The 22,359-nt window shown below is 62.2% G+C and carries 19 protein-coding genes; 12 read left to right on the forward strand and 7 right to left on the reverse strand.

Translation table 11 applies throughout. The features are described from left to right. Positions 1–39 precede the first annotated feature (39 nt). Genes VGI36_17800 through VGI36_17810 form a run of 3 tightly spaced genes read left to right on the forward strand, consistent with a single transcriptional unit; the run spans position 40 to position 2,526 of the window. On the forward strand, positions 40–666 hold the full coding sequence (locus VGI36_17800) for a TetR/AcrR family transcriptional regulator (protein HEY2487002.1): 627 nt from the start codon (positions 40–42) through the stop codon (positions 664–666). Between the two features lie 27 nt (positions 667–693). Next, positions 694–1,716: a hypothetical protein gene (locus tag VGI36_17805; GenBank protein HEY2487003.1), complete on the forward strand. Its 1,023-nt coding sequence runs from the start codon at positions 694–696 to the stop codon at positions 1,714–1,716. 36 nt (positions 1,717–1,752) lie between these two features. Then, positions 1,753–2,526, forward strand: a complete 774-nt coding sequence (locus VGI36_17810) for an enoyl-CoA hydratase-related protein (GenBank protein ID HEY2487004.1) — start codon at positions 1,753–1,755, stop codon at positions 2,524–2,526. Between the two features lie 152 nt (positions 2,527–2,678). Here VGI36_17810 and VGI36_17815 read toward each other — a convergent pair whose 3' ends face one another. The 4 genes from VGI36_17815 to VGI36_17830 form a co-directional block, all read right to left on the reverse strand. Next, positions 2,679–4,346, reverse strand: a complete 1,668-nt coding sequence (locus tag VGI36_17815) for a PfkB family carbohydrate kinase (protein ID HEY2487005.1) — start codon at positions 4,344–4,346, stop codon at positions 2,679–2,681. Continuing rightward, the gene (locus tag VGI36_17820; protein HEY2487006.1) at positions 4,339–5,475 is read right to left on the reverse strand and encodes a dihydrodipicolinate synthase family protein; all 1,137 of its coding nucleotides are present in this window, start codon (positions 5,473–5,475) and stop codon (positions 4,339–4,341) included. The genes VGI36_17815 and VGI36_17820 overlap by 8 nt, the downstream gene beginning before the upstream one ends. A 171-nt stretch (positions 5,476–5,646) precedes the next feature. Then, positions 5,647–6,303: a hypothetical protein gene (locus VGI36_17825; protein HEY2487007.1), complete on the reverse strand. Its 657-nt coding sequence runs from the start codon at positions 6,301–6,303 to the stop codon at positions 5,647–5,649. Then, positions 6,278–7,780, reverse strand: coding sequence for a hypothetical protein (locus tag VGI36_17830; GenBank protein ID HEY2487008.1), 1,503 nt, complete (start codon positions 7,778–7,780; stop codon positions 6,278–6,280). The genes VGI36_17825 and VGI36_17830 overlap by 26 nt, the downstream gene beginning before the upstream one ends. Before the next feature lie 120 nt (positions 7,781–7,900). On the opposite strand from VGI36_17830, the gene rpmE reads away from it, so the two are divergent. The 8 genes from rpmE (at position 7,901) to VGI36_17870 (ending at position 16,579) form a co-directional block, all read left to right on the forward strand. After that, a complete protein-coding gene (rpmE, locus tag VGI36_17835) occupies positions 7,901–8,101 on the forward strand; it encodes a 50S ribosomal protein L31 (GenBank protein HEY2487009.1) in 201 nt (66 codons plus the stop codon). A gap of 124 nt (positions 8,102–8,225) precedes the next feature. Next, a complete protein-coding gene (gene prfA / locus VGI36_17840; protein ID HEY2487010.1) occupies positions 8,226–9,287 on the forward strand; it encodes a peptide chain release factor 1 in 1,062 nt (353 codons plus the stop codon). A gap of 6 nt (positions 9,288–9,293) precedes the next feature. Beyond that, positions 9,294–10,175 carry a peptide chain release factor N(5)-glutamine methyltransferase gene (prmC, locus tag VGI36_17845; GenBank protein ID HEY2487011.1) on the forward strand — a complete coding sequence of 294 codons (882 nt, stop codon included), beginning with the start codon at positions 9,294–9,296 and terminating at the stop codon, positions 10,173–10,175. A gap of 7 nt (positions 10,176–10,182) precedes the next feature. Beyond that, positions 10,183–11,448: a UDP-N-acetylglucosamine 1-carboxyvinyltransferase gene (gene murA, locus VGI36_17850; protein ID HEY2487012.1), complete on the forward strand. Its 1,266-nt coding sequence runs from the start codon at positions 10,183–10,185 to the stop codon at positions 11,446–11,448. After that, positions 11,445–12,764: a histidinol dehydrogenase gene (hisD, locus tag VGI36_17855; protein ID HEY2487013.1), complete on the forward strand. Its 1,320-nt coding sequence runs from the start codon at positions 11,445–11,447 to the stop codon at positions 12,762–12,764. Before murA ends, hisD begins: the two co-directional genes overlap by 4 nt. A gap of 6 nt (positions 12,765–12,770) precedes the next feature. After that, the gene (hisB, locus tag VGI36_17860) at positions 12,771–13,439 is read left to right on the forward strand and encodes an imidazoleglycerol-phosphate dehydratase HisB (GenBank protein HEY2487014.1); all 669 of its coding nucleotides are present in this window, start codon (positions 12,771–12,773) and stop codon (positions 13,437–13,439) included. 12 nt (positions 13,440–13,451) lie between these two features. Then, on the forward strand, positions 13,452–14,186 hold the full coding sequence (locus VGI36_17865; GenBank protein HEY2487015.1) for a HisA/HisF-related TIM barrel protein: 735 nt from the start codon (positions 13,452–13,454) through the stop codon (positions 14,184–14,186). A gap of 185 nt (positions 14,187–14,371) precedes the next feature. Beyond that, positions 14,372–16,579 (forward strand): acetate--CoA ligase family protein, encoded by a 2,208-nt coding sequence (locus VGI36_17870; protein HEY2487016.1) that lies wholly within the window; start codon positions 14,372–14,374, stop codon positions 16,577–16,579. Between the two features lie 106 nt (positions 16,580–16,685). Here VGI36_17870 and VGI36_17875 read toward each other — a convergent pair whose 3' ends face one another. Next, complete coding sequence (locus VGI36_17875) at positions 16,686–17,963, reverse strand: hypothetical protein (GenBank protein HEY2487017.1); 1,278 nt, start codon at positions 17,961–17,963, stop codon at positions 16,686–16,688. Positions 17,964–18,115: 152 nt separating this feature from the next. Here VGI36_17875 and sppA point away from each other — a divergent pair, with 152 nt between their 5' ends. After that, a complete protein-coding gene (sppA, locus tag VGI36_17880) occupies positions 18,116–19,927 on the forward strand; it encodes a signal peptide peptidase SppA (protein HEY2487018.1) in 1,812 nt (603 codons plus the stop codon). Here sppA and VGI36_17885 read toward each other — a convergent pair whose 3' ends face one another. Both VGI36_17885 and VGI36_17890 read right to left on the reverse strand, forming a co-directional pair. Further along, entirely contained in the window at positions 19,928–20,854 is a 927-nt protein-coding gene (locus VGI36_17885) for a DUF2333 family protein (protein HEY2487019.1), read from the reverse strand. A 226-nt stretch (positions 20,855–21,080) separates the two neighbouring features. Beyond that, positions 21,081–22,316, reverse strand: a complete 1,236-nt coding sequence (locus VGI36_17890; GenBank protein ID HEY2487020.1) for a D-alanyl-D-alanine carboxypeptidase family protein — start codon at positions 22,314–22,316, stop codon at positions 21,081–21,083. Positions 22,317–22,359: the final 43 nt, after the last annotated feature.

Raw genomic sequence — 22,359 nt, forward strand, 5'->3', positions numbered from 1 at the left:
CGGTGCGCGGCACACTTGGAGGGCATCGGAGGGGGACCCGTGGGACGACCATCGGCGAAGGAGCGGAGACCTTACAACAGCGACGCAATTCTGGACGTGGCGGTCCGCGTGTTCCTGGAGCGGGGATATGATGGCGCCTCGCTGGATGACGTGGCGCGGGCGGCCGGAATAACCAAGGCCAGCGTCTACTATCACGTGAGCAGCAAGGAAGAGCTGCTCGAGCGCGGGGTGGGGCGTGCGTTTGATGCGCTGCACGCCGTGCTGCAGGAGACCGCGGCGCGGCGCGGGCCGTCGCTCGAGCGCCTACGGCACATCATCAAGCGTACGATCGAAATTACCGTCACGATGCTGCCGGAAGTGGCGCTCTTGCTGCGGGTGCGCGGCAATACCCGCGCGGAACGGCGCATCGTTGAGCGTCGGCGAGAATTCGATCATCGGGCTGCGCGCTACTTTGCCGCCGCGCAGCGCGCCCACGAGATCAGGAGCGACCTGGATGCGCGGCTGGCGACGCGGCTGTTGTTCGGCATGCTCAACTCGGTAAGCGAGTGGTACCGGCCCGAGGGCGCGCTGGATGCAGCGGGCATCGCGCGGGCGGTATTTGGGATCGTGTTCGAAGGGCTCGAGGCCCGCCGTCCACGGCGCCTTGAAAATCTACCAAAAGGTTGATAACCTTCGATGTGTGAGGACGCAGCCATGAGCGAGTTCATCATTCCCGCCGGCGGACTGATTCCGGCGCCCAAGGTCGAGCAACCCAATATCTTCCCGATGGAGTGGCGCTGCGAAACGCCCAAGCTCCGCGAGATCTACGAGCGCGCGAAACGCGAGGGCTTCAATCCGTCCGACTTACCCTGGGAGGAACTCTCACCCGAATCCTACAGTGACGACGAGAAGGTGGCGATCATGTACTGGTGGGCGCTGCTTTCCAACTTCGATTCCTCGGGGCCGGCGGTGTTCGCCCGCGCCACCATCCGCGCCTGGGAGGCGCACGAGGAGGACCCCGTCCGCAAGTGTTTCTTTTCCATCACCCGTGACGAAAACAACCACGAGGAGTGCTGCCGCCGCGTGATCGAGAAGCTGGTGCCCGGCGGACCGCAGGGCTTCACCCCGCGCAGCGAATTGCAGCAGGTCGCGCTCAACAATATCGACTGGCTCTACCACAACGGCGGACGCTACTGGACCGGTTATAACCGCGCGATCGATCGTTACCCACTCGCGATCATTTTCACTTCCTTCATGATGGGGGAGGTTGCTTCTTCGACCCTGTTCCACGGAATGTCACGCGCCACGACCCATCCGGTGTTTCGCCAAGTGTTCAACGCGATCGGGCGGGATGAAGCGCGGCATCTGCAAATCTGCATAAGCCTGCTCGAAAAGCAGTGGCCGGGGCTCACCGATGAGCATCGCGAGTTCATCACCAAACAACTCCGCGCCGGCTTCGTGTTCCTGTCGATGGTGTTGTGGGAGCCGCCCAATCAGTTCTGGGACCTGCCGGACTATTTTTTGCACAACCATCGCATTCTGCTGCGGGTCGCGCGCGAAGCGGGATTGGGAATCCTCACCTACGAGCAACAGGCAGACAATTGGCGGCTGGCGATCGCGCGGGTGCGCAAGCTCGTCGAACGATGGGGCATCCAGTTTCCGGCGATTCCCGAACTCGATATCGATGGAGTCGAGGTCGGCGACATTACCGCGGACGACATAATTCCGGTGTTCTGACCGGTTTTCTGTCCGCGCCCACCCGGAGGCAATCACATGGCGGTCGATCTGACGATTAAAGATTCGCTTGCTGAAATCGTTCTCAACCGTCCCGACAAGCTAAACGCCATCAACGAGGCGATGGCGAAGGAGTTCGTTGCCGCTTTTGAGCGGGTCGAGCGGGCCGCGGTACGAGCGCTGTTGCTGAGGGGCGAGGGCGCGGGATTCTGCGCCGGACGCGATCTGGCGGATGCCGACCCTGGCAACGAAGACGCCGAAGCCATTCTGGAAGGCATGGTCAACCCGATCATCAAGCGGATCGCTGCTTTTCCGGCGCCGACCTTTGCCGCAGTGCACGGGGCTTGCCTCGGCGTGGGGCTCGGAATGGCGCTGGCCTGCGACGTGGTGTACTGCGCGGATGACGCGAAGATAGGGTCGCCGTTCGCGCGGATTGGCGCGGTACTCGACTCGGGCGGGCACTCATTTTTTGCGGCCCGCCTGGGCTCGCATCGCGCGCTGGAGCTCATCTATACCGGCCGCCTGCTTTCCGGAGTGGAGGCGGCACAGTGGGGGCTTGTTAATCAAAGCTTGCCGAAGGAGAAGTTGGTTGAGCACGCGCGCTCGGTTGCAGCGCAGGTCGCAAAGGGGCCGACGGCCGCGTTTGCGGAATCAAAGCGGCTGATGCGGCGAATCGACGAGGAGGGTCTGGGACTCTTCGCGGTGCTGCGCTGCGAGGCTCAAGCACAGGGGGCAGCGGGGAGGACTGCGGACTACAGGGAGGGCATCGGCGCATTTCAGCAGAAGCGGCCGCCCCGGTTTGTAGGGCGGTAGTGAGACCCGGACTCAGCGACGGCAACGCGAACAAAGAAAGGTCGGCTGCGCTGATGACGGCCGAGCATCATCGCCACGCTGCTTGAGCCCTTGCGAAAAATTGCCTTAGGGCGTTCGCTCTAGCGTCCAGGGTCATGGAGCGGACAATCGGATCAGCTCTTTCTCTTCGGATTGCCGTCGCGGGCTAAGCGGCGGGCAGCGTCGCCCAGCGCGCCGGCGGGGTGGAAACGGCTGTACTCCTCGGCCGTCAGGCCGCGCGCTACTTCGAGAGCTACTGACAGACCCGCCAGCACGAAGGTTTCCGCGAGCACGCTGATTCTCGGGGCCAGGCCCAGCCCGCCACCTTCCTGCCGCACTGGCGCGCAGATGACGAGATCAGCCAGCCGCGCCAGATCGGAGTTGCGATTGCCGGTTACCGCGATCAGTTCGGCGCCCTGCTCCTTGATCGCAATGGCGGCGGAACAGATCTCGGTGTTACCGCTGTTGGAAATCGCGATCACGATGTCGTGAGGATGTACCTGTCCGAGACTGCCGTGCAGGGTCTCGGTTGCGTGCAGAAAGGTGGCGGGTGTGCCGACCGAGCAGAAGAGGCTCGCCGCATACCGTGCGACGTGCTCGGGTTTGCCCACTCCGGTTACATGCACCCGGCCCCCCCGTGCCTGGACCTGCCGGATCATTTCCACGGCACGGGCGAGAGCGCCGAGGTCGAGACCACCACGGAGAATTTTTAGCTCGTCCAACGACTGCGCGAAGAATCGCTCGATTTCCCGAACCTCGTGCTCGGCCTGTTCGACCGGCGACGGCGCGCGGAACCCATCGCTGCGCACGGACTGGGTTTCGGGAAGCGTCGCGCCGTAAAGGTCGAGGATTTCGCGGCGCAGCTCGAATCGTTCCGGGAAGGCGCCGAGGCGCCTGATGCAGACCGCGCCCGCAGCGTTAGCCAGCCGTCCCGCGGCTTCCCAGGGAAGCTTCCAGCGCAGCGCAGCCAGAATTCCCGCCAGAAACGCATCTCCAGCGCCGGTCGCATCGACCTGCTTCACCCGAAACGCGGGCACCTTGAGCGCAGCATCGCGGGCCGCAATCGCGCATCCGCGATCACTCATGGTGATGATCACTGCGCGGTTGCCCCAGCGGGCGCGAATTTTCTCGGCCATCTTAAGCGGGTCGCCGTTTTTCGATTCGGCAAGGCTCGCGGCGACGGCCTTAGATGGTTTCAGTATTGTCGCGAGCCGGAGCGCACGTTCGAGATCGGCGCGCGTTCCAAGCATCTGGGCCGCGTCGGTGGCAGGAAGGTCCACGTCCAGGACGCTGGGAATTGAATGCTTGCGCGCAAAGGCCAAAATCGCATTCACAGTGGGGAGCGGCAGCTGGGAGACTTCGGTCGAGATTATTTTCGCGCGTCTCATAAAAGCGCCGTGACGGCGCTGGATTTCCTGGGGCCGTAGCTCCGCGGTCGCTCCACGCGCCATGTAGATCGCACGGTCGCCATTCGCGTCGACGATCACGGTCGCGAAGGAACTCGAACTGCCGTCGAGGGTCAGGTGCTGCGCGATGCCGAACCGATCCATCCCGGCGCGTAGGAATTCACCGTGCCCGTCATCACCCATCTTACCGAAGATGCCGGCGCTGAGTCCGAGCACGCGCGCCCAACCGAGATGGTTGAGTACGAGGCCGCCCACCTGGGTACGCTCCACCGAGCCACCCGCGTCATGGGCGTCCAGAATGGTTTTTTCGTCGGCGGTGATGATTCGTGGAGCGCGGTAGAACAGGTCCACGACCATGCTGCCGCATCCTACGACGTCGAGTTTTCCGTCAGCCATGCCCGCGAAGAACTCCGGGCGCCCGCTCGAGCGCCGGATGCGCATCATATTCACTGACCCATCCGGGCTCCAGCTGCTCGGCATTGCGCTCGAACATCCGCCCCACGCGTGCCGCGAACTCCCGTCGTTCGGCGTCCTCGAGCGATGGGGTTCCCCGGGCGACTGCATCGCTCCCAACAACGCCGAGCTCCTTCAGGGCGGCCTTGTAGCACGCGATGACGGGCACGTAAGGCTTGCGCGCGCGTTTGAAAATGCAGGCAGCGCGGAGTCGTTCGACCGCGCTGCTGTAACGGGCTATTAGCTCGCCGTTTCCGGCGCGACACACCCGCCATGCTCGCTGCCATTCGCGCGGGAGGAGGTTGGCTGGGCCCGCAACCACCCCATAGGGCATCGAACGTTGGGTTACGTAGCGGTTCCATCGATGGCGCAGCGAGCCGGCGATACCTTCTGCGGGAGCGAACAGGTCGAAAATCAGGTAGGGGTCGCCTGCATAAATTGCGAACTCATGGGAAAGCTTGAAGTGCGAAGCGGCACGGGTGTAGTTGCCCAACACCGTCTTACCGGCAGTGACTTTTACCCCGCGCACGTATTCTAGCCGTGCCATCCTCTTTACATCCCGGGTGTGGAGATGGGGCGACTTGCCGGGCGCGGCGATGTCGGCGTTGTCATACAGGAATATCGGGATGGACCGGCCCAGTTTTTCGAACAGCCCGCCCACCTCGCGCTCCACGAAGTCGGGTGGTGAACTTGCGTCGCGAATCGAAAGCGGCGCAACGACCGCAGCATCGGAGTCGAGTTCGATGGCATACTTCAGATTTGCCAGAGTCTCAGCACCCGTGTGCGCGGTGATTCCGACCCACGCCTCGATTCGACGACCGATCGCGAGCGAGACGCGCCGGCATTCATCGACTACGATTCGCGAGACGGTCTGGCGTCCCCGATTGTCCATTCGGTCCCATTCGCCGGTCGTTCCAGCCGCGAATATAATATCTGCGCCTCGGCCTCCCTGAATGATGTACCGTACGGCGGCACGCTGTTCCTGCTCGAGCACCTCGCCCTTGGGCGACAGGATGGTGACGATCGGTGTCGAGAGGCCCGGGCGCGGTAGGTATTCGGAGATTGACTGCACCAGCCGGGATACTATCAAACGAAAATGGCGTGGGGCAGAGCGGAGTGCGGGGTTCCTACGCTTACCGGCTTTTTCTTCCCGGTCAGAGATGGCCGGCGGTTCTAATCCCGCGAATTCTCAGGCGCGAACGACTGTCGACCGACTCGCGTGAAGGTCGAGCTTGCGCAAAAGCTACAATACGGCGATGCCCATGTAGGTCTTGAAGGTCCAGCGCTTATCATTGGAGGCGAAGTTCTCTATGCGGCCCTCTATGCGAACCTGGTAGGTGCCGTTGGGAAGCGCGGCGGCCTTTGGCGGATTGTTGCTCCAAAGGGACTTCTTGCAGGCCTCGATAAACAGCTTGTCGATAATCGCCTTTCCCGAGCGCTGTTCGATAACGATTTCCCGGAGTTTGCCATCGGGTGCCAGCGTCGCGGTCAGGACCACGGGCTGGAGAGTATCCGGCAATTTTAGACGGGCGATGTCGTCATCGGTCTCTCGCAGCCGCACCTGACCCCACAGCTGGTCGAGCAGGCTTCCCGAGAAACTGGCGTATTGAGCAGCCTTGAGATTCATGAGTTGCTGGACAGCAGGCATCGCGTCGGTGCCCACGTGGCGCTGGCTCCCGGGGTTCCCCTCAAAAGCATGACCGTACGAATCGGTCTGGTTGGTGGCCTCGTATGCCGCGTGCGGATTGCTGATTTCGGCTACCGGTTTCGCGGACAGCGTCGACAAATCGTTCACGTAGTGGGGCGTCGAAGGCGCTTCGGGACCCGCGATATCAGACGGACCGCAAGCGCCAATCGAAGAGAGCAGGAATAGACTAAGGATGAAGCGGAGCGTTCTCACTGCTACCTTTCTGGACGCCGTCGAGCGCAAGAAGCTTGGGCCGCGAGTCATTGTAATCAGTCATGAAAGCGTCGAACAGTTCCTGGCCCAGTTGCCGCTCTTCGCGTTTCACTTCGGCGGAATGCGCATCGGCAACCGAATCACCTACCCGGGCGAGCAGTTCGAGCGCGGGAGCATAACTGAATTCCGCATTCGCGCTCCCGGTCCATCGATAGAGCCCGGTGCCTTCGGGGCGGGAGGAAAACGTCGCGCGAAAGCCGCCATCGCCCTGCGCAAGCACCCGTAGGAATTCGCCTGCGATCAAATCGATGATTTTGTGGATGCCGGGCGGTGCCACCAACGTTGGCACGGCCTCCATTGTGCTGATGGTTTCCACGGTGTCCGGACCAGACCGGAAATTCGTCGCGAAGCTCAAATCCTTGAGCCCGAAGGTCAATCCAAGCCGCGTGAGTGTGACCGACGTCCTGGTGTAATAGATGCCGTGGCCAGGTTGCGTCAGGTCGACGCCTTCCGCGGCTGCCTGATAAGCCTCGTTGAAAGGCGTCAGCAATCCTCTGCGCACCATGAAGATGGTGCGCATGCGGCCGCGATTGAACTGAGTTTCGAACCAGCGGTTGCCGTGCGAGTCGGTGACCACCGTCTTGGCCACTACCGAAGGCGCGATCGAGCGATAGAATTGATCGAGCTGCGGAAACGGTTTTAGCGAATTTGTTTGTAACTCTGCATCGAGATTGAACAGAACCACCGGGTCGCCGGAGCCAGAGAACTCATCAAGTACGTTGCGAAACTTCAAGTAGTGCTCGAGCTTAGCTGAGAAGTTGGGCAAATCGTTGTGAAAGCGATCGAGGATCGCGCGATCGTGGTGGTTGAACACGCCAGGTTGGGTGTCCCACGGCGCGCGCAGGTCGCCGTGGATGAAGCGCAACAAAGCCGCCAAAAAAGCCAACGCGCCACTGGCACCGTACGTGTCGGTGAGCAAATCGCCGCCAACTTGACCGTCGACCGCACGAATATCGCCGTCGACTGAGCCGGGGACAGGCTTAAGCGCGAAGGCGCCCACCAGGTGAAAGGGAAGTTCCGGAGTTTGAAATTTGGTGGTCAGCTCATACAAGTAGCCCTCTTGCGCTGGCTGACCGATCACGGAGACCTGATGGGCCTTCTCGGGAAGCTCGGTCCAGGCGATATCTTTGCGAGAGTACAGAGACGCGGCACGAATGAGGGTGGCCTGACGGGGCGGAAGCTGATCGAGAAGCTTGCGGACCGGCGGACTGAATTCGGGGTGCAGCCAGATTTTCCCCTGAAAATCCAGCTGCCGGTCGGCGATCGCAAGAGAACGTTGCGCGCGTGACGGACCGGGAGGCGCCAATGCTAGAACGGTGTTAAAGATGGACTCGCCCGGCGCAGAAAAGCCGGGCGCGGGTACCGGGTGGGTCGCCGGTGTCTCGGCGCGGGCGAGACCGGTCCCGGCGAGTACCAAGAGCGTCGCGCACGCTACAGAAGCGCATCGGAGTATGGCCGTAGAAAGCCGCGGAATTGTCTGGTGTGACCGCTGGTGGTATCGTTGGCGAAATGGCAATGAGTGGTTAGATTCACCTAGATGAGAACCGAAATTCATCCCGAATACCGCCGCTGTATAGTCACCTGCGCCTGCGGCAACACCTTTGAGACTCGCTCGACCGTCAAAGAGTTGCACGTCGAGGTCTGCTCGAACTGTCATCCGTTTTACACCGGCCAGCAGCGCCTGGTCGACACCGCGGGGCGCGTCGAGCGCTTCAAGCGCAAGTACGGACTGAAGTAGCATTTGAGCTCCCGCCGCCCAGGGCGTCGCACGTCTTAGGGTGACGGGAGAATGGTATTTGCGGCGGGTGATTCCCGCCGCGATTCGTTTCGGGGTCTGAAGTGCGCTCCGAGTTGGTCGAAAGATGCTCGACAAAATCAAAGGAATTGAAGAGCGCTTCGCGGACCTGGAGAAGAAACTCCAGGACCCGGCGACGATCGCCAACAATCGCGAATTCGCGCGCCTGGCCAGGGAACGTGCGCAACTGGTGGAGGTTACCGATTGCGCGCGCGAGTACCGCAAATTGCTGGATGAGGTAGCGGAGCACAAGTCGATTCTCGAAGGCGATGACGCGGAGTTGCGCGAACTCGCCAAGGCGGAGCTCCCAGCATTGCAGAAGAAGCAAGAGGCGGTCGAGCAAAAGTTAAAGCAACTTCTGACCCCGCGCGACCCCAATGATGAGAAAAACGTCCTCCTGGAAATTCGCGCCGGCACGGGCGGTGCGGAAGCATCACTGTTTGCGGGCGAACTGTACCGCATGTACGCGCGCTACGCCGAGCGCCACGGCTGGAAACTGGAGGCGATGAGTCTCAGCGATACGGGACTCGGCGGGATCAAGGAGGTGATCGCGCTTATCAGCGGACGCGGCGCCTACTCGCGTCTCAAATACGAGGGCGGGGTTCATCGGGTGCAGCGGGTGCCCGAAACCGAAGGCTCGGGACGCATCCACACCTCGGCGGTGACGGTTGCGGTCATGCCCGAAGCTGACGAAGTGGAAGTGAATATCAACGAAGACAAGGATCTGCGCATAGATGTTATGCGCGCTTCCGGGCCCGGCGGGCAAAGCGTGAACACGACCGATTCCGCGGTCCGCATCACCCATATTCCAAGCGGCATGGTTATCGTGTGTCGCGACGAGAAATCGCAGCATAAGAACAAGGGTCGCGCGCTCAAGATTCTACGCGCGCGCTTGCTGGAAAAAGCCCGCGCCGAACAGGACGCGCAAATCGCAGCTACCCGACGCTCGATGGTGGGGACGGGTGACCGGTCCGAGCGCATTCGCACCTACAACTTCCCGCAATCGCGGGTGACCGACCATCGTATCAATCTGACCATTCACCAACTCGAGCAATTTCTCGACGGCGCACTGGACCCGGTAATCGACGCTCTCGCGACCCAGGAGCAGGCACAAGCGCTCAGCGCCTGACCGCGAATGCCGCGACCGACCGCATCGAGCCAAACCCCAAAAGCGTCGGTCGTCATGGAAGCGGCTGCGGCAAGCCTGGCGGCGGCCGGGATCGAGTCGGCGCAACTCGACGCGCAGCTTTTACTGGCGGCGGCCACCCACGTCGATCGCGCGGCGTTGCTGTCGGGCAGCGTGGATCTGTCCCCTCAAACTCTTGCGCAGTTTGCACCGATGATGGCCCGGCGCACGGCGCGCGAGCCGGTGGCTTATATTCTGGGCCGACGAGAGTTCTATTCCCTGGACTTCGAAGTCAACCGCGAGGTGCTCATTCCGCGCCCGCACACGGAGACGGTGGTTGACGTGGCGCTTGAGTTCATCGCCGACCACCCGCGCGCTCGGGTCCTCGATCTCGGGACCGGATCGGGGGCAATCGCAGTGGCGCTGGCCGTAAACGCGGCTGAGGTTAGCGTCGTAGCATCTGATATCTGGCGGCCCGCGCTGGCCCTCGCCCGGCGTAACGCCGTAAGCATCAAAGTTGCGGAGCGAATCGGCTTCGTTGCGGCTGACCTTTTCGAGCGGTTGGATGCCGGGCCTCCCTTGGGGAAGTTCGATCTCGTCATCTCCAACCCGCCCTATATTGTCGACGATCAAGTCGCCCGGCTGGAGGCAGAGGTGCGGAATTTTGAACCGCTGGTGGCTCTGCGCGGAGGCCCCGACGGCTTGGATTTCTTCAGGCGCATTGCGGTCGGCGTCAAATCGCATCTGGAACGGGGCAGCCTTCTGGTGCTGGAGGTCGGCGCGGGACAGGATAGTGCGGTGGCCGCAATTCTCGCCGCGGCGGGAATGCACCCGGCCGCCGTGATAAAGGATCTGGACGGCATTGCGCGGGTGGTTACCGCGCGACCCTGAGCTCGCGATGGAAAAAATGATCATACGTGGCGGCGCGCCGCTTAAGGGGCGGGTCGTCCTCAGCGGAAGCAAGAATGCCGCGCTCCCGCTCATGATGGCATCGCTGCTGACCGATGAGCCGGTGCGAATCAGCAACGTGCCGCGGCTTTGGGACGTGCGAACCGCGATCGATCTCTTAAGCGGGGTTGGGGTCGAGGCCAGATGGGCGGGAGAGCATCAACTCACCCTGCACGCGGCGCGCGTGACCGGACACGAAGCCCCCTACCAGCTGGTCAAAACGATGCGGGCCTCCTTCTTCGTGCTGGGCCCGCTGCTCGCGCGCTCGGGCCGCGCCCGCGTCTCAACGCCTGGAGGGTGCGCGATCGGAGCCCGACCGGTGAATCTGCATATCAGCGGAATTCGTGCCCTCGGAGCGCGCGTCCAACTTCGGGGCGGGTACGTTGAGGCACATGCTGAACATCTCAAGGGCGCACGAATCTGGCTGGACAATCCCTCGGTAGGAGCGACCGAGAACATCATGATGGCGGCAACCCGCGCTCGCGGGAGGACACAGATCGAAAATGCGGCCCGCGAGCCGGAGGTCCAGGATCTCGCGAGCCTGCTCAATGCGATGGGGGCGCAGATAAGTGGCGCGGGAACGCACGTCATCGAAATCGAGGGTGTCGATCGCCTACACGGGGCCGATCACGAGACCATTCCGGATCGAATCGAGGCCGGGTCCATGATGATCGCAGCGGCGATAACCGGCGGCGATATCGAAGTTGCCAACGCTCCTGCCGCGCATCTCGACGCAGTCATGGTCAAACTGCGCGAGGCCGGAGTGGAGGTCAGCGGGAACGGCAGCTCGGGAGTGCGCGTACGGCGCAACGGGACACTCAAGCCGGTGGAGGTTCGAACGCTTCCGTACCCGGGATTCCCCACCGACCTGCAGGCGCAGATGATGGCCCTGCTTACCCAGGCCTCCGGGACCTCAGTGATCACGGAAACCATCTTCGAAAACCGCTTCATGCACGCCCCTGAGCTGATCCGGATGGGCGGCGACATCCTGATGAAGGGTCCCACCGCAGTGGTCCGCGGCCCCACCCAGCTTAGTGGCGCACCCGTGATGGCAACCGATCTGCGTGCGAGCATGAGCCTGATTCTCGCGGGTCTGGCTGCTGAAAACACCACCGAGCTAAGTCGCATCTATCATCTCGATCGTGGCTACGAGGCTCTCGATGCGAAGCTCGGCAAGCTCGGTGCTCGTGTTGAAAGAGTAAAGGACGCCCCTTGAAGCCACCAATCCTCAAGACCGGCACGGCGGAATTCCGGCGATTCATGGCGATGATGAGCGCACGACGGGACAGCGGCGCGGCCGCGCGCGTCGACGCGGTAGTAGGGAAAATTATCCGCGCGGTTCGCCGGCGCGGCGATGCGACGCTGATAGCATACACCCGCGAATTCGACGGTGTGCGAATGAGCCGCCGCCGGCTTCGCGTCACGGGCAAGGAGCTGGCGGCGGCCCTCACGAGGATCCCATCCAAGGATCGCCGCGCGCTGGAGTTGGCAGCTGCCCGCATCGCCGAGTTCCACCGACGTACACTGGCGGATTCCTTTGCGTACCGCGACCGCTTCGGCATGCGCCTTGGACAGATAGTTCGGCCTCTTCGGCGGGTGGGTATCTATGTGCCGGGAGGCAGCGCAGCGTATCCGTCGTCGGTTTTGATGAACGCAATTCCCGCACGCGTGGCCGGAGTCGAGGACATCGTCATGGTTTCGCCACCTACCCGCGGAGGCGAGCGCGAAGTGGTCATGGCAGCGGCGGCGATTGCAGGAGTCACCGAATATTATCGGGTCGGCGGCGCGCACGCCGTGGCGGCACTTGCCTATGGCACTGCGAGCATCAAACCGGTCGACAAGATCGTCGGGCCGGGCAACGCTTACGTGCAGGCGGCAAAGCGGATGGTCTATGGGGCGGCTGATATCGACAAAATGGCCGGTCCCAGCGAAGTCATGGTCATCGCAGATTCGAGCGCGAATGCGCCGTGGGTTGCTGCAGACCTGATCGCGCAGGCCGAGCATGGGTCCGGTGATGAAACCGCCATGCTGCTGACGACCTCGGCGCGGCTGGCACAAGCAGTGGCGATGGCGCTCGCTGGGGCGCTGCGCTCGCTGCCGCGGGCAGTGGCGGTGAGGCGGGTGCTGGCAAATCGGGCGGCGTTGGTGGTCGTGCGCAACCTCGCGCAAGCATTCGAGATTGCCAACCAGATCGGCCCCGAGCACCTGGAACTCGAAATCCGCGACCCGCGTCGCTGGCTCAAGCAGGTCAAGTCGGCCGGAGCGGTATTTCTGGGTGCTTTAAGTTCCGCGCCGCTTGGCGACTATATTGCCGGCCCCAACCATGTCCTCCCCACGGGAGGCGCGGCGCGATTTGCCTCGCCGCTGGGTGCATACGATTTCCTTAAACGAACCAGTATAATCGAGGCTTCGCGGCAGGCGGTCGACACCCTGGCGCCGATGGCTGCGCAACTCGCACGGATGGAGGGGTTCGAGGGCCACGCGCGTGCGATGGAGATGCGTTTGGGAGCGCCGAGCAGGGTCGAGGCGTGAACACAGATGGCGGCAAAAGTAAAATCTGCCCGTAAACCGAGCGGGCGCAGAGTCACGCCCGTCGTTATCGGACCGAACTCACCACAGCGGGCGGCGGAACTGGAACGCAAGACGCGCGAGACGCAGGTTAAGGTTGCGCTCAAAGTCGACGGCACCGGCCACGGCGAGATCGCGACCGGGGTTCCTTTTCTCGACCACATGCTCGAAAGCTTCGCACGCCATGGGTTCTTCGACCTCAAGGTCGAAGCCCACGGCGACCTGCACATCGACGAGCATCATACGGTCGAAGATGTGGGCATTGTGCTGGGTCGCGCCTTTCGGCAGGCGCTGGGCGATCGCTCTGGAATCCGCCGCTTTGGTGAGGCGACAGTGCCGTTGGACGAAGCCTTATGCACGGCGGTGGTGGATATCAGCGGCCGCTCGTACCTTTCGTACGAAGTACCGGTGGCGCAAGAACGGGTTGGTAACTTTCCGACGGAGCTGGTGCAGGACTTCATGAAGGCATTCAGCGATGAGGCCGGCATCAACCTGCATCTGCACCTCCGCGCCGGCCGCAACCCGCATCACGTTATCGAAACCGTGTTCAAATCGTTCGCGCGGGCAATGGATCAAGCGAGCTCGCTGGAACCCCGGGTTTCGGGAGTGCTTTCCACCAAGGGGACGCTAGCGTCCTAGCCCCAATCGGTTTTGTTTAACAAGTTCACTGTCATTCCTGCAATCGACTTGAAGGGCGGCGAGGTTGTTCGCCTGTTGCGCGGCGATATGGCGCAGACAACGGTTTACGGGCGGGAACCGGCGACCGTGGCCCGAGAGTTCGAAGCGGAGGGCGCGCAGCTGATTCACGTCGTCGATTTGGATGGTGCGATTGCGGGCGAGCCGCGGAATCTGGGAGCGATTCGCACCATTCGCGAGGCGGTGAAGTGCGCGCTCGATGTGAGTGGCGGGCTGAGGACCATAGGGTCAGTGCGGGCAGCTTTTGCAAGCGGCGCCAACTATATCTCGATAGGCTCCGCGGCGATTCTCAGGCCGGAGCTGCTCACCGACGCCTGCCGCGAGTTTCCGGGGCGTGTGATCGGCTCGCTAGACATCCGCGGCGGCAGGCTGGCGATCAAGGGATGGGTGGAGAGCAGCCAGCTTTCCGCTGCGGATGCGCTGGCTCGCTTTAAGGCAGCGGGCGTGGTGGCTGTGACAGTAACCGATATATCGCGCGATGGAACCGAAGAGGGGGTCGACGCAGCTGCGATGATCGGACTGGCACGCGGCAGCGGCATTCCGATCATCGCTTCCGGCGGGATAGCGAGTCTCGCCGACCTCGCAATCCTGGCCAGTTCCTTTAATCAGGGAATTATCGGCGTCGTGGTGGGTCGTGCGCTTTACGAGCGGCGTTTCAGTCTGGTCGAGGCCCTATCCGTATCCGGCTAGCGGCCGGATCTAGGTCGGCGCCGAAGATGAGCCGAAGAGGCTCCCAGCTGCAGAAGAAAAAAACTGATCCCGGTGCTCAAGGCGGGACGCTCGCAAAGGCCGCTCGGCCGGTTTCGTGACGACACCGTCGCTTGGAGCGGCCGAAGGTTCAACGAAGCTCACGGCCGCTCGGCTAGTGGTCCACGGTGTCGTTTCAAATCAAGGCCTGGCTTTGCTATACGCCATTCGTGAGCAACTCAATACCCGAACAAATCATCGCAGCAGCCGGGAAAGACGGTCGCGCGGCGCTCTCTGAAATCGAGTCCAAGCAAATCCTGCAGGCCATCGGCATTGAGGTGGCAATTCCGGAGGTTGCCAGGACCGCAGACGCGGCAGCGACCGCAGCGGCGCGGATGGAATTTCCTGTCGCACTGAAAGTCTTGTCGCCGAGCATCAGCCACAAGAGCGACGTTGGTGGCGTCCAGCTCGGCCTCGCTTCGCCCCAGAGTGTGCGCGACGCTTTCGCGCTGATTCGTGACAACCTTGCGGCAAGGGCGCCGCAGGCAAGGTTCGAAGGAGTCGCGGTGCAGCCGATGGCGGCGCCAGGTGGCGTCGAGCTGATCGCGGGAGTGACCCGTGACGACCGGTTCGGACTGATGGTGATGGTGGGACTGGGCGGGGTTCATGTGGAGGTGTTGAAAGACACCACCTTGCGGCTGGCCCCGCTGAGCGCAGCCGACGCGCGTGCGATGCTCGCGGAGCTACGCGGTGCGGCACTGCTAAGGGGGGTTCGCGGCCGGCCGGCAGCGGACGTGGACGCGATCGCCGAGCTTCTGGTGCGGCTGTCGGATTTTGCGGTCGCGCATCCGGAAGTTCAGGAGATGGATCTCAATCCCATCTCTGCGTACCCGCGCGGCGTTGCGGTTCTCGATGCGCGCGTACTGGTCGGAGCGCCGCACCACAAGCCGCCCGCCGATCCACATCGCGCCGCCCGCCTGGAGAACCTCAGGCGCGCGTTCAATCCCCGTTCGGTAGTCGTGATCGGTGACAAGCGGATGGGCGGCTTCATGTGGCTGCGTTCGATGTCGCAGCTCAAGACCAAGTTGTATTCCGTGCAAATCGATCCCAATGAGATTGCCGGCATCGAGGCAATGGGAATTACCAATTACAAGACCCTCGCGGAAATCAAGGACCCCATCGACTATGCGGTGAGCGCGGTGCCGCGGCAGGTGGCGGGACGTATCCTGCGCGATTGTGTCGCAAATCATGTCGGTTCGATTGGATTCTTCACCTCGGGGTTCTCGGAAACCGGTGAAGAGCTGGGCCAGCGACTGGAGGCTGATCTGAGGGAGGTTGCGCTCAATTCCCCGATCGCGCTTGTCGGCCCCAACTGCATGGGGCTCTACAGCTCGGCGGTGGGGCTCAAGAATTTTCCCGATGAAAAGGTCAGCGACGGCGGAGACGTCTGTTTCATCTCGCAAAGCGGTACCCACACGATAAATTTCTGCATTCAGGCGGAGGCGCGCGGGATCAGGGTCAATAAGGCAGCCTCCATCGGTAACGTGCTGATCTTGGAGGCCGCCGACTATCTCGACTTGATGGCCGAAGATCCCGCCACCCGGGTGATCGGGATGTACGTGGAGGGCGTCCGCGACGGACGGCGGTTCTTTGAGAGCCTTAAGCACGCGGCGGCGAAGCACCCAGTAGTTATATGGAAGGGCGGAATGACCGAGGCGGGCGCGCGTGCCACTTTTTCGCACACCGGATCGCTCGCCACTGCCGCGGCGGTGTGGCGCTCGATGGTACGGCAGGCCGGCGCAGTGGAGGCGGCCGGTCTCGACGCGATGCTCGACGCGGTCGAGCTGCTCGCGCGCGGACGAGCAATGAAAGGGCGCGGGATGGGCCTGGTCGCGATGACCGGTGGACAATCGGTGGTGATCACTGACACGTTTGCGGGTGCAGGCCTGGAAATTCCCGCCTTGTCGGATGCGTCTTACGATGAGCTCAAAACCTTCTTCAACGTAATCGGCGGGAGCTACCGAAATCCGCTCGACGCAGGTGGAACAATCGGGTCCGGGATTCATCCCGGAGGCCTCGATCGGATTCTGGCCATCCTCGACCGCGATCCGGTTATCGACTCGATTGTGCTCGAGATCGGGACCGGTTTCCGGGCGCAGCGCTGGGCCACGCATGAAGACGAACTTTTGACCTTGCTGGACAAACTGCGCGAGTTTGGCAGCTCTTCACAAAAAGCGTTTGCAATAATTTTGCATCCGGCGCACGTCGAGGGGATTGTGGCGCGTGCCAAGGAATTGGCGCGTCAACGCGGCCTGGTAGTATTCGACAGTTTTGAGCGGGCGGCGAGCGCTTTTGCCACTGCGGCCAGCTACTGGCAGGGCAGGGCGACGAGCTGACGGGCTAATCAGGGCCCGAACCTGGGGTACGCGCGACCGGGGGTGGACGACGATTCGCGCCGACGACCGTCCCGCAGCCCCGCGACGATCGTGGATATTCGATTTCTCAGCCGGGCGGGGAAATGATCGTGAGCCTGCTGCCCCGCGCGTCGCCGTCGAGGAGCGCGATCCAATGGCCGCGCGGAGACCAGCTTGCCTGCACCATGCCTTGGGCCGGACCGTACGCGACCTGAAATGCGCTGTCGGTGCGTTCGGCATAGACGATCAGCTTGCGCATCGCAACTGGAAGCGCGGGTTCGAAGGTTTGCAGGAGAACCCGATCGGTCGGACCCGTGTGCAACATCACGCTCTCGGCAATCATCGGAGGTACTGTCCGGAACCCCAGCTGTCGCACATCGATTTCGGGTTTATCCGGGTCAAAGACCGCCAGCTCTGCGATCACCGGTCCCAACGGGTGTTCCGCAATAATCTTCCAGGTCAGTTTCTGATTTCCAAAGGCCAGAATCGGACCATTTCCCACGTACGACGCGGCCCCGCTCGAGACCGCGATGAGCCGGTCTTTCCCGGAAGAGATGTCGTGCTCGAATACGCCGCGGCTTTTGCCGTTGACTGTTTGGACAAAGAGAAACGCATTCTCCCCTTCCGGCTCCCAGCCCAGCACGTTCACCGGAGGTTTTGCCGACAGGGGAACACAGGTCGATCTGCGGCGATCGACCAGGGTCGGAGGAGCGGTCGAATCGCCCATTCCGACCGCGTAGACGCCGCTCGGGCTCCACTGGAGCGCTGAAATCGCGCACGGCAGCGTGAGCGGCGCGACCGAACCGGCACCGGTGACTACCAGCAGTTGCAGACCTGCCGAAGGCTTTGGCGGTGGCGTCACCGGTTCGCCGGCATCGGGCGAGGCGGTAAATGGGGTTGGAGAGGGTTCAGGTTGCGGACGAAGTGCGATTGCGAGCGTGCTGTTGCTAAGCCAGTGCATGCTGACCAGGTCGTAAACCCCGTCGAAGTAGGTGATGGCATGGCCGGGACCCGAAGCGATGAGATCGCGGAGCACGATGTCGAGGCGCCTCTCTCCGGGGACTGCCACCGCGGTGGCGAAGGTCATTCCATCAGGACTCGCGGCGGCGTCGACAATAGTCCCTTGCTCGGCGGCATCTGGTCCGATTTCTGCAGCGAGGATTCGCTGGTTGCGCCAGCCCTGGCCGCTGAGGCCGATTACCGTCACGTGACCGGCGATGGTCCCGGTAACCGCGATCTCGGTACCGTTTTGCAGCCATTGCGGCGGCCGCCCCTCGATTGGCTCAAACCCCAGAGGCATCGGCAGGCTAGCGAGCACGTGAACCCCGTTGGTGATCGCGAGAGCTGAAGTGGCAGCGATGGACACGGGGGGCGATGGCGCCGGAGGTTTCGCAGAGGAGCAAGCAGCGAGAGCAATTGCGGCCGCGAGCGAGATGCCGATGAGGGAAGGCCTGACCATCAAAAGCATCTAGTCTAGATGGCGCGGTCCGAAAAGGCGACCGTGCTATGGTGTACGGCATGTTCAGCTGGAAAGCGCTGTGGATAAGCCGCGAGGCGCGGGTCGCAGGACTAATCGTGGTGCTTGGCGTGGTCGGGGAGGTGATGTTTCGTCACCATGAGCCGACGCTCGGTGCGATTCTTCTTCTGGCGGCAGTTGCGGTTGCAGGAGGTTTCTGGACTTTCGTGGTCAGGCCGGCGCTTATCCCGCGCGACTCGGTCTTGATGTTGCGGCTAGCTGGTTCGATCCCGGAAGACATCCGGCGTTCGCCTTTCGATCAGCTTTTCCATCGTCACACCATAGGTCTGCGCCAGCTGCGATACGGCCTCGAGGCGGTAGTGTCGGACAATCGGGTGCGCGCCGTCGTGGTGCAACTTGCAGCGGTCGAGGCGGGTCTTGCGACCGCACATGAACTGCAGCGCCTGCTCCTCGCGACGGTCGCAGCGGGCAAGCGGGTCACCGCGGTGATGACCGGCGATTCGCCCAGTCTCATGGAATACCTAATCGCCTCCGGGGCCTCGGAGATCGTGATCAATCCAGACGCGATGCTGGTGCTGCTGGGCGTCACCATCGCGAGTCCATTCCTGCGTGAGGCGCTCGAACATGTCGGCGTCAGGGTTCAGACGCTGCAGTGGAAGCAATACAAGGGCGCCGCGGAAATGCTAACGCGCGACCACATGTCCCCCGAGCTGCGCGAAAGTTTGGAAGCGATCATTCAGGACCGCCAGAAGGTGCTGGTCGATGCTCTCAAGGAAGCGCGGCGCCTGGAGCCAGAGCGCGCTCGCGAGCTGTTGTCAGCCGGCTTTTTGAGCGCCCGTGCGGCACGTGAGGGAGGACTGGTCGACCGCGAGGGCTATCTCCAGGATGTGCGCAAGGAACTGGACCTTAGCGGTAAAGGTAAACAGGAAATCGGCTTCGGCCGGTATCTGCGGCGGGTCAGCTATCTACATGAACGGGGGGTTCGCCCACGGATCGCTGTAGTTCTGGGTAACGGTCCGGTAATCGCCGGCGAACCACCACCGCGCAGCGAATTTATTTCGGGTGAAACGACCGCTGATGAGATCAATCGCGCCGCGCGGGACGAACAGAATCGAGCCATTGTGTTTCGCATCAACTCGCCTGGAGGATCCGCGGTCGGCTCCGACCTGGTGTGGCGGGCTGTGCGCGAAGCGCAGGAACGCGGCAAGCCGGTTATCGTATCGATGGGCGAGGTGGCGGGCTCGGGTGGTTACTACGTGGCGATGGGCGCCGACTCAATCGTGGCCGAACCTGCCACCATTACCGGCTCCATCGGCGTGGTCTACATGAAGCTTGACCTGTCGCGAATGTTGTCCAACCTCGGGGTACGATTCGACTACGCAAAAACTGCGCAGAGCGGTGATGCGCTGTCGCTGTCGCGCGCAATGAGCGAAGCGGAACTTGAACAGCTCAACAGTGCGCTGGGAGAAGTGTACCGAAACTTTACTGCCAAGGTGTCGCAAGGCCGAAAACTCAGCGCCGAGCAGACCGAGGAGGTGGCCCGCGGGCGAGTGTGGAGCGGGATTGCGGCCAGAGAGCGTGGATTGGTCGACGAACTCGGCGGCTTCAGCAGAGCGGTGGAACTGGCACGCGAAAAGGCAGGAATTCCGCCGGGGCACGCGCATCAGCTGGTTGTGTATTCCGCGCGTGAGCCGCTGTTCTCAATCCGCAATCTGCTTTCACCGGCGCGTGTTCCAGCGCGATGGGACGCGGCGCCAGAAGCGCTGGGCCTGCCTTCCGACTGGGCACCGGCGCTCCTCCAGCTGCTGACGCGGGGCGGGATACTCCTGCTTAGTCCGTTCCTGCGCGGCTGATTACAGCGGTGAGCGTTGCAGCTCTTCGCGAATGGAATACATCTTCTGGCGCGCCTCTGTGACGTAGGCATCGAGGTTGCGGCGGTGGTTGGCGAATATGCCATCCGGTGATCCATCGAGCACGATCAACGGTTTCATCATCGCGGCTTTGTGAAGCGCATCGATGCTGTCGTCGAAGAGTTTGGTGAGGATCGGGTCGTCTTTCAGGGTGCCCTGATACTCGCGCTCCAGCGCCATCATGGAATAGTACATCACGTGCGCGTAGCCCTGGGCATGATAGAAATAGTGATCGCAATCCCAGGAGCGTACCGGACTGCCGTCGTCCTGGGTAGTGCGATACAGGTTTGCGTGCGCGTCGCCCAGCAGGTCGGTCCAGACCTGAAAGAGGCGGATGAGCTCGACCGCGCGCAGGTTGAGCTCGCGGGAGGTTGGGGGCGTGGTGTGCAGCCCGGCGACGTAGGCGCGCAGGCGCGCGGCACCGTCTGCGTATTTGCCCTCGGGTGACGGGAGTATCCATTTCTCGGCGTCGTTGCGAAAGTCGGTGTCGGCGGTAACCAGGTTCTGGTCATACTGGTTGGAAGAGACCTTGGTGAGGTGATCCTTGAAAACTCGCATCGTCTCGCGCATCGCCATGATGATTCCTAACTGGCGATCGGAGTTGTTGTCGGCCATCACTTTGGGACCCCACAGGTACAGATCGTTGGGACGCCATCCGAAGCCGGTATGGAGCTCGTGGTCAATTATCGCCGCGAGGGTAGTGGCGAATATTTCTCCAGGCACCGTCGGCTTATCGGGTGGAAATTGAGCCGTGAGATCGAGCGGAAGACGGTTGTGGTGAATTTGCCCAAAATGCAGCGCTAGGTTGCCTCCAATCCAAAGTAACAAGGCAGCAACAATCGCGATGATCAGGTTTCTGCGGGTCAGCATGTTCGCGATATATCTACCCGCGCGCACTCACCATGCAAACGCAGGAGCTTTGCTGCAGGGTTTGGGCAACCCCTGCCAACTGGTCTCAGCGCTAAGATCGCGTTCGAGCACGCAGGCAGCGGCTCTTCTCCCGGACCGCTCAAACCCAACAGCCTAATGGAGTGACAAGCTTGGTTGATGATTTTGCGCGCGCAGTCCAAAACGCGCGCCATTTCACAACGTTCTGCTAGAGCTTGCCCAGCATTCTTCCCAGGAGTCCGCCGCCCCTTTTCGCCACGTCGGCAGGCGCTATCAGCGTGACGCTGTCGACCGGCTTGCCGTCCGCAACGACCTGGGCGGTGCCGATCTGCTGGCCGGCCTTAACCGGCGCGTTTATCGAAGCCGGCAAATTGTAGGTAATGCTGACGTTTTTCTTGGACTCCCCACGCCTGGAAAAGATGGCCGCATCCGTCGCAAACACCGGCGCCACACGCGGTACGGCACCGTCAGCAATCGCTACGGTCTGAGATGCGGGCGTACCTTTCTTTACGATGCTGGCCATCTCGTAGTCGGTGAAGCCCGCGGACATCAGTTCAGCAGCGACTTTGAAATTCGTAAGTTTGTGCGGCGTTCCGAGCACGACCGCGATCATTCTTAGGTTTCCGCGCTTAGCGGTCGCGGCCACATTGAAACCCGCTTTGTCGTAGAAGCCGGTCTTCAAGCCGTCACAGCCGGGGTAAGTGCGGACCAGGTGATTGGTGTTGCGGAGCTCGAAGGCGCCGCCGCGGAATGGAGCCGTATCAATCGATGACCATCTGACAACCTCAGGATACTTGAGCAGCTCACGAGCGAGCAGCGCCTGATCATACGCACTGGCGACATCGGCCTGCTCGCCGGGACCCGGAGGCAGCCCGTGAACCGAATAGTAATGGGTATCCTTCATCCCAAGCGCCCCCGCCTGCCGATTCATCAACTGCACAAATGCAGGCCCCGACCCGGCTACATACTCGGCTATTGCCAAGGAAGCGTCGTTGGCGGAGTGCACGACGACTGCCTTCATCATGTCATCAAGCGAGAAGACCTCGCCTTCTTTCAAGTACACTTGCGAGCCGCCCATCTTGGCGGCCTCGCGCGAAGTAGTGATCTGATCGGTCAACTTTAGGCTGCCGTCGTGGAGCTTTTGCGCAACCACCATCATCAACATCATCTTGGCGAGCGACGCGGTCGGCCATGGCTGATGGTCGTTCTTTTCGAAAATGAAGGTGACGCTGCTTGGTTCCATCACCGCCGCTTCGACGTAGGCCTCGTCCGAAGCTTGGGGCGCAACGGCTTTTGCGGCGGCCGCATGCCGATGATGTCGCGCCGCCAGCGCCTGAGACGGGACGCCCACCGTCAGCGAAAGCACCGCGACCGTCAGCAGCAAAACGCCACCCGCAAGACTTAAACGATTATCAACTTGATTGGACGACGAGAACCGCCTCATACCTCCACCTCCCAGCACGGATCCTCTTCAAACAAAATCCGCC

It is taken from the genome of Candidatus Binataceae bacterium, assembly GCA_036495685.1.
GTDB lineage: Bacteria > Desulfobacterota > Binatia > Binatales > Binataceae > JAFAHS01.

Bases quoted from the DNA above. Each gene is read 5' to 3' on its own strand.
- murA (HEY2487012.1), top strand. From the start codon at position 10,183: ATGGAAAAAATGATCATACGTGGCGGCGCGCCGCTTAAGGGGCGGGTC.
- prfA (HEY2487010.1), top strand. From the start codon at position 8,226: ATGCTCGACAAAATCAAAGGAATTGAAGAGCGCTTCGCGGACCTGGAG.
- prmC (HEY2487011.1), top strand. From the start codon at position 9,294: ATGCCGCGACCGACCGCATCGAGCCAAACCCCAAAAGCGTCGGTCGTC.
- VGI36_17810 (HEY2487004.1), top strand. From the start codon at position 1,753: ATGGCGGTCGATCTGACGATTAAAGATTCGCTTGCTGAAATCGTTCTC.
- sppA (HEY2487018.1), top strand. From the start codon at position 18,116: ATGTTCAGCTGGAAAGCGCTGTGGATAAGCCGCGAGGCGCGGGTCGCA.
- hisB (HEY2487014.1), top strand. From the start codon at position 12,771: ATGGCGGCAAAAGTAAAATCTGCCCGTAAACCGAGCGGGCGCAGAGTC.
- VGI36_17885 (HEY2487019.1), bottom strand. From the start codon at position 20,854: ATGCTGACCCGCAGAAACCTGATCATCGCGATTGTTGCTGCCTTGTTA.
- VGI36_17815 (HEY2487005.1), bottom strand. From the start codon at position 4,346: ATGGCTGACGGAAAACTCGACGTCGTAGGATGCGGCAGCATGGTCGTG.
- VGI36_17805 (HEY2487003.1), top strand. From the start codon at position 694: ATGAGCGAGTTCATCATTCCCGCCGGCGGACTGATTCCGGCGCCCAAG.
- rpmE (HEY2487009.1), top strand. From the start codon at position 7,901: ATGAGAACCGAAATTCATCCCGAATACCGCCGCTGTATAGTCACCTGC.
- VGI36_17890 (HEY2487020.1), bottom strand. From the start codon at position 22,316: ATGAGGCGGTTCTCGTCGTCCAATCAAGTTGATAATCGTTTAAGTCTT.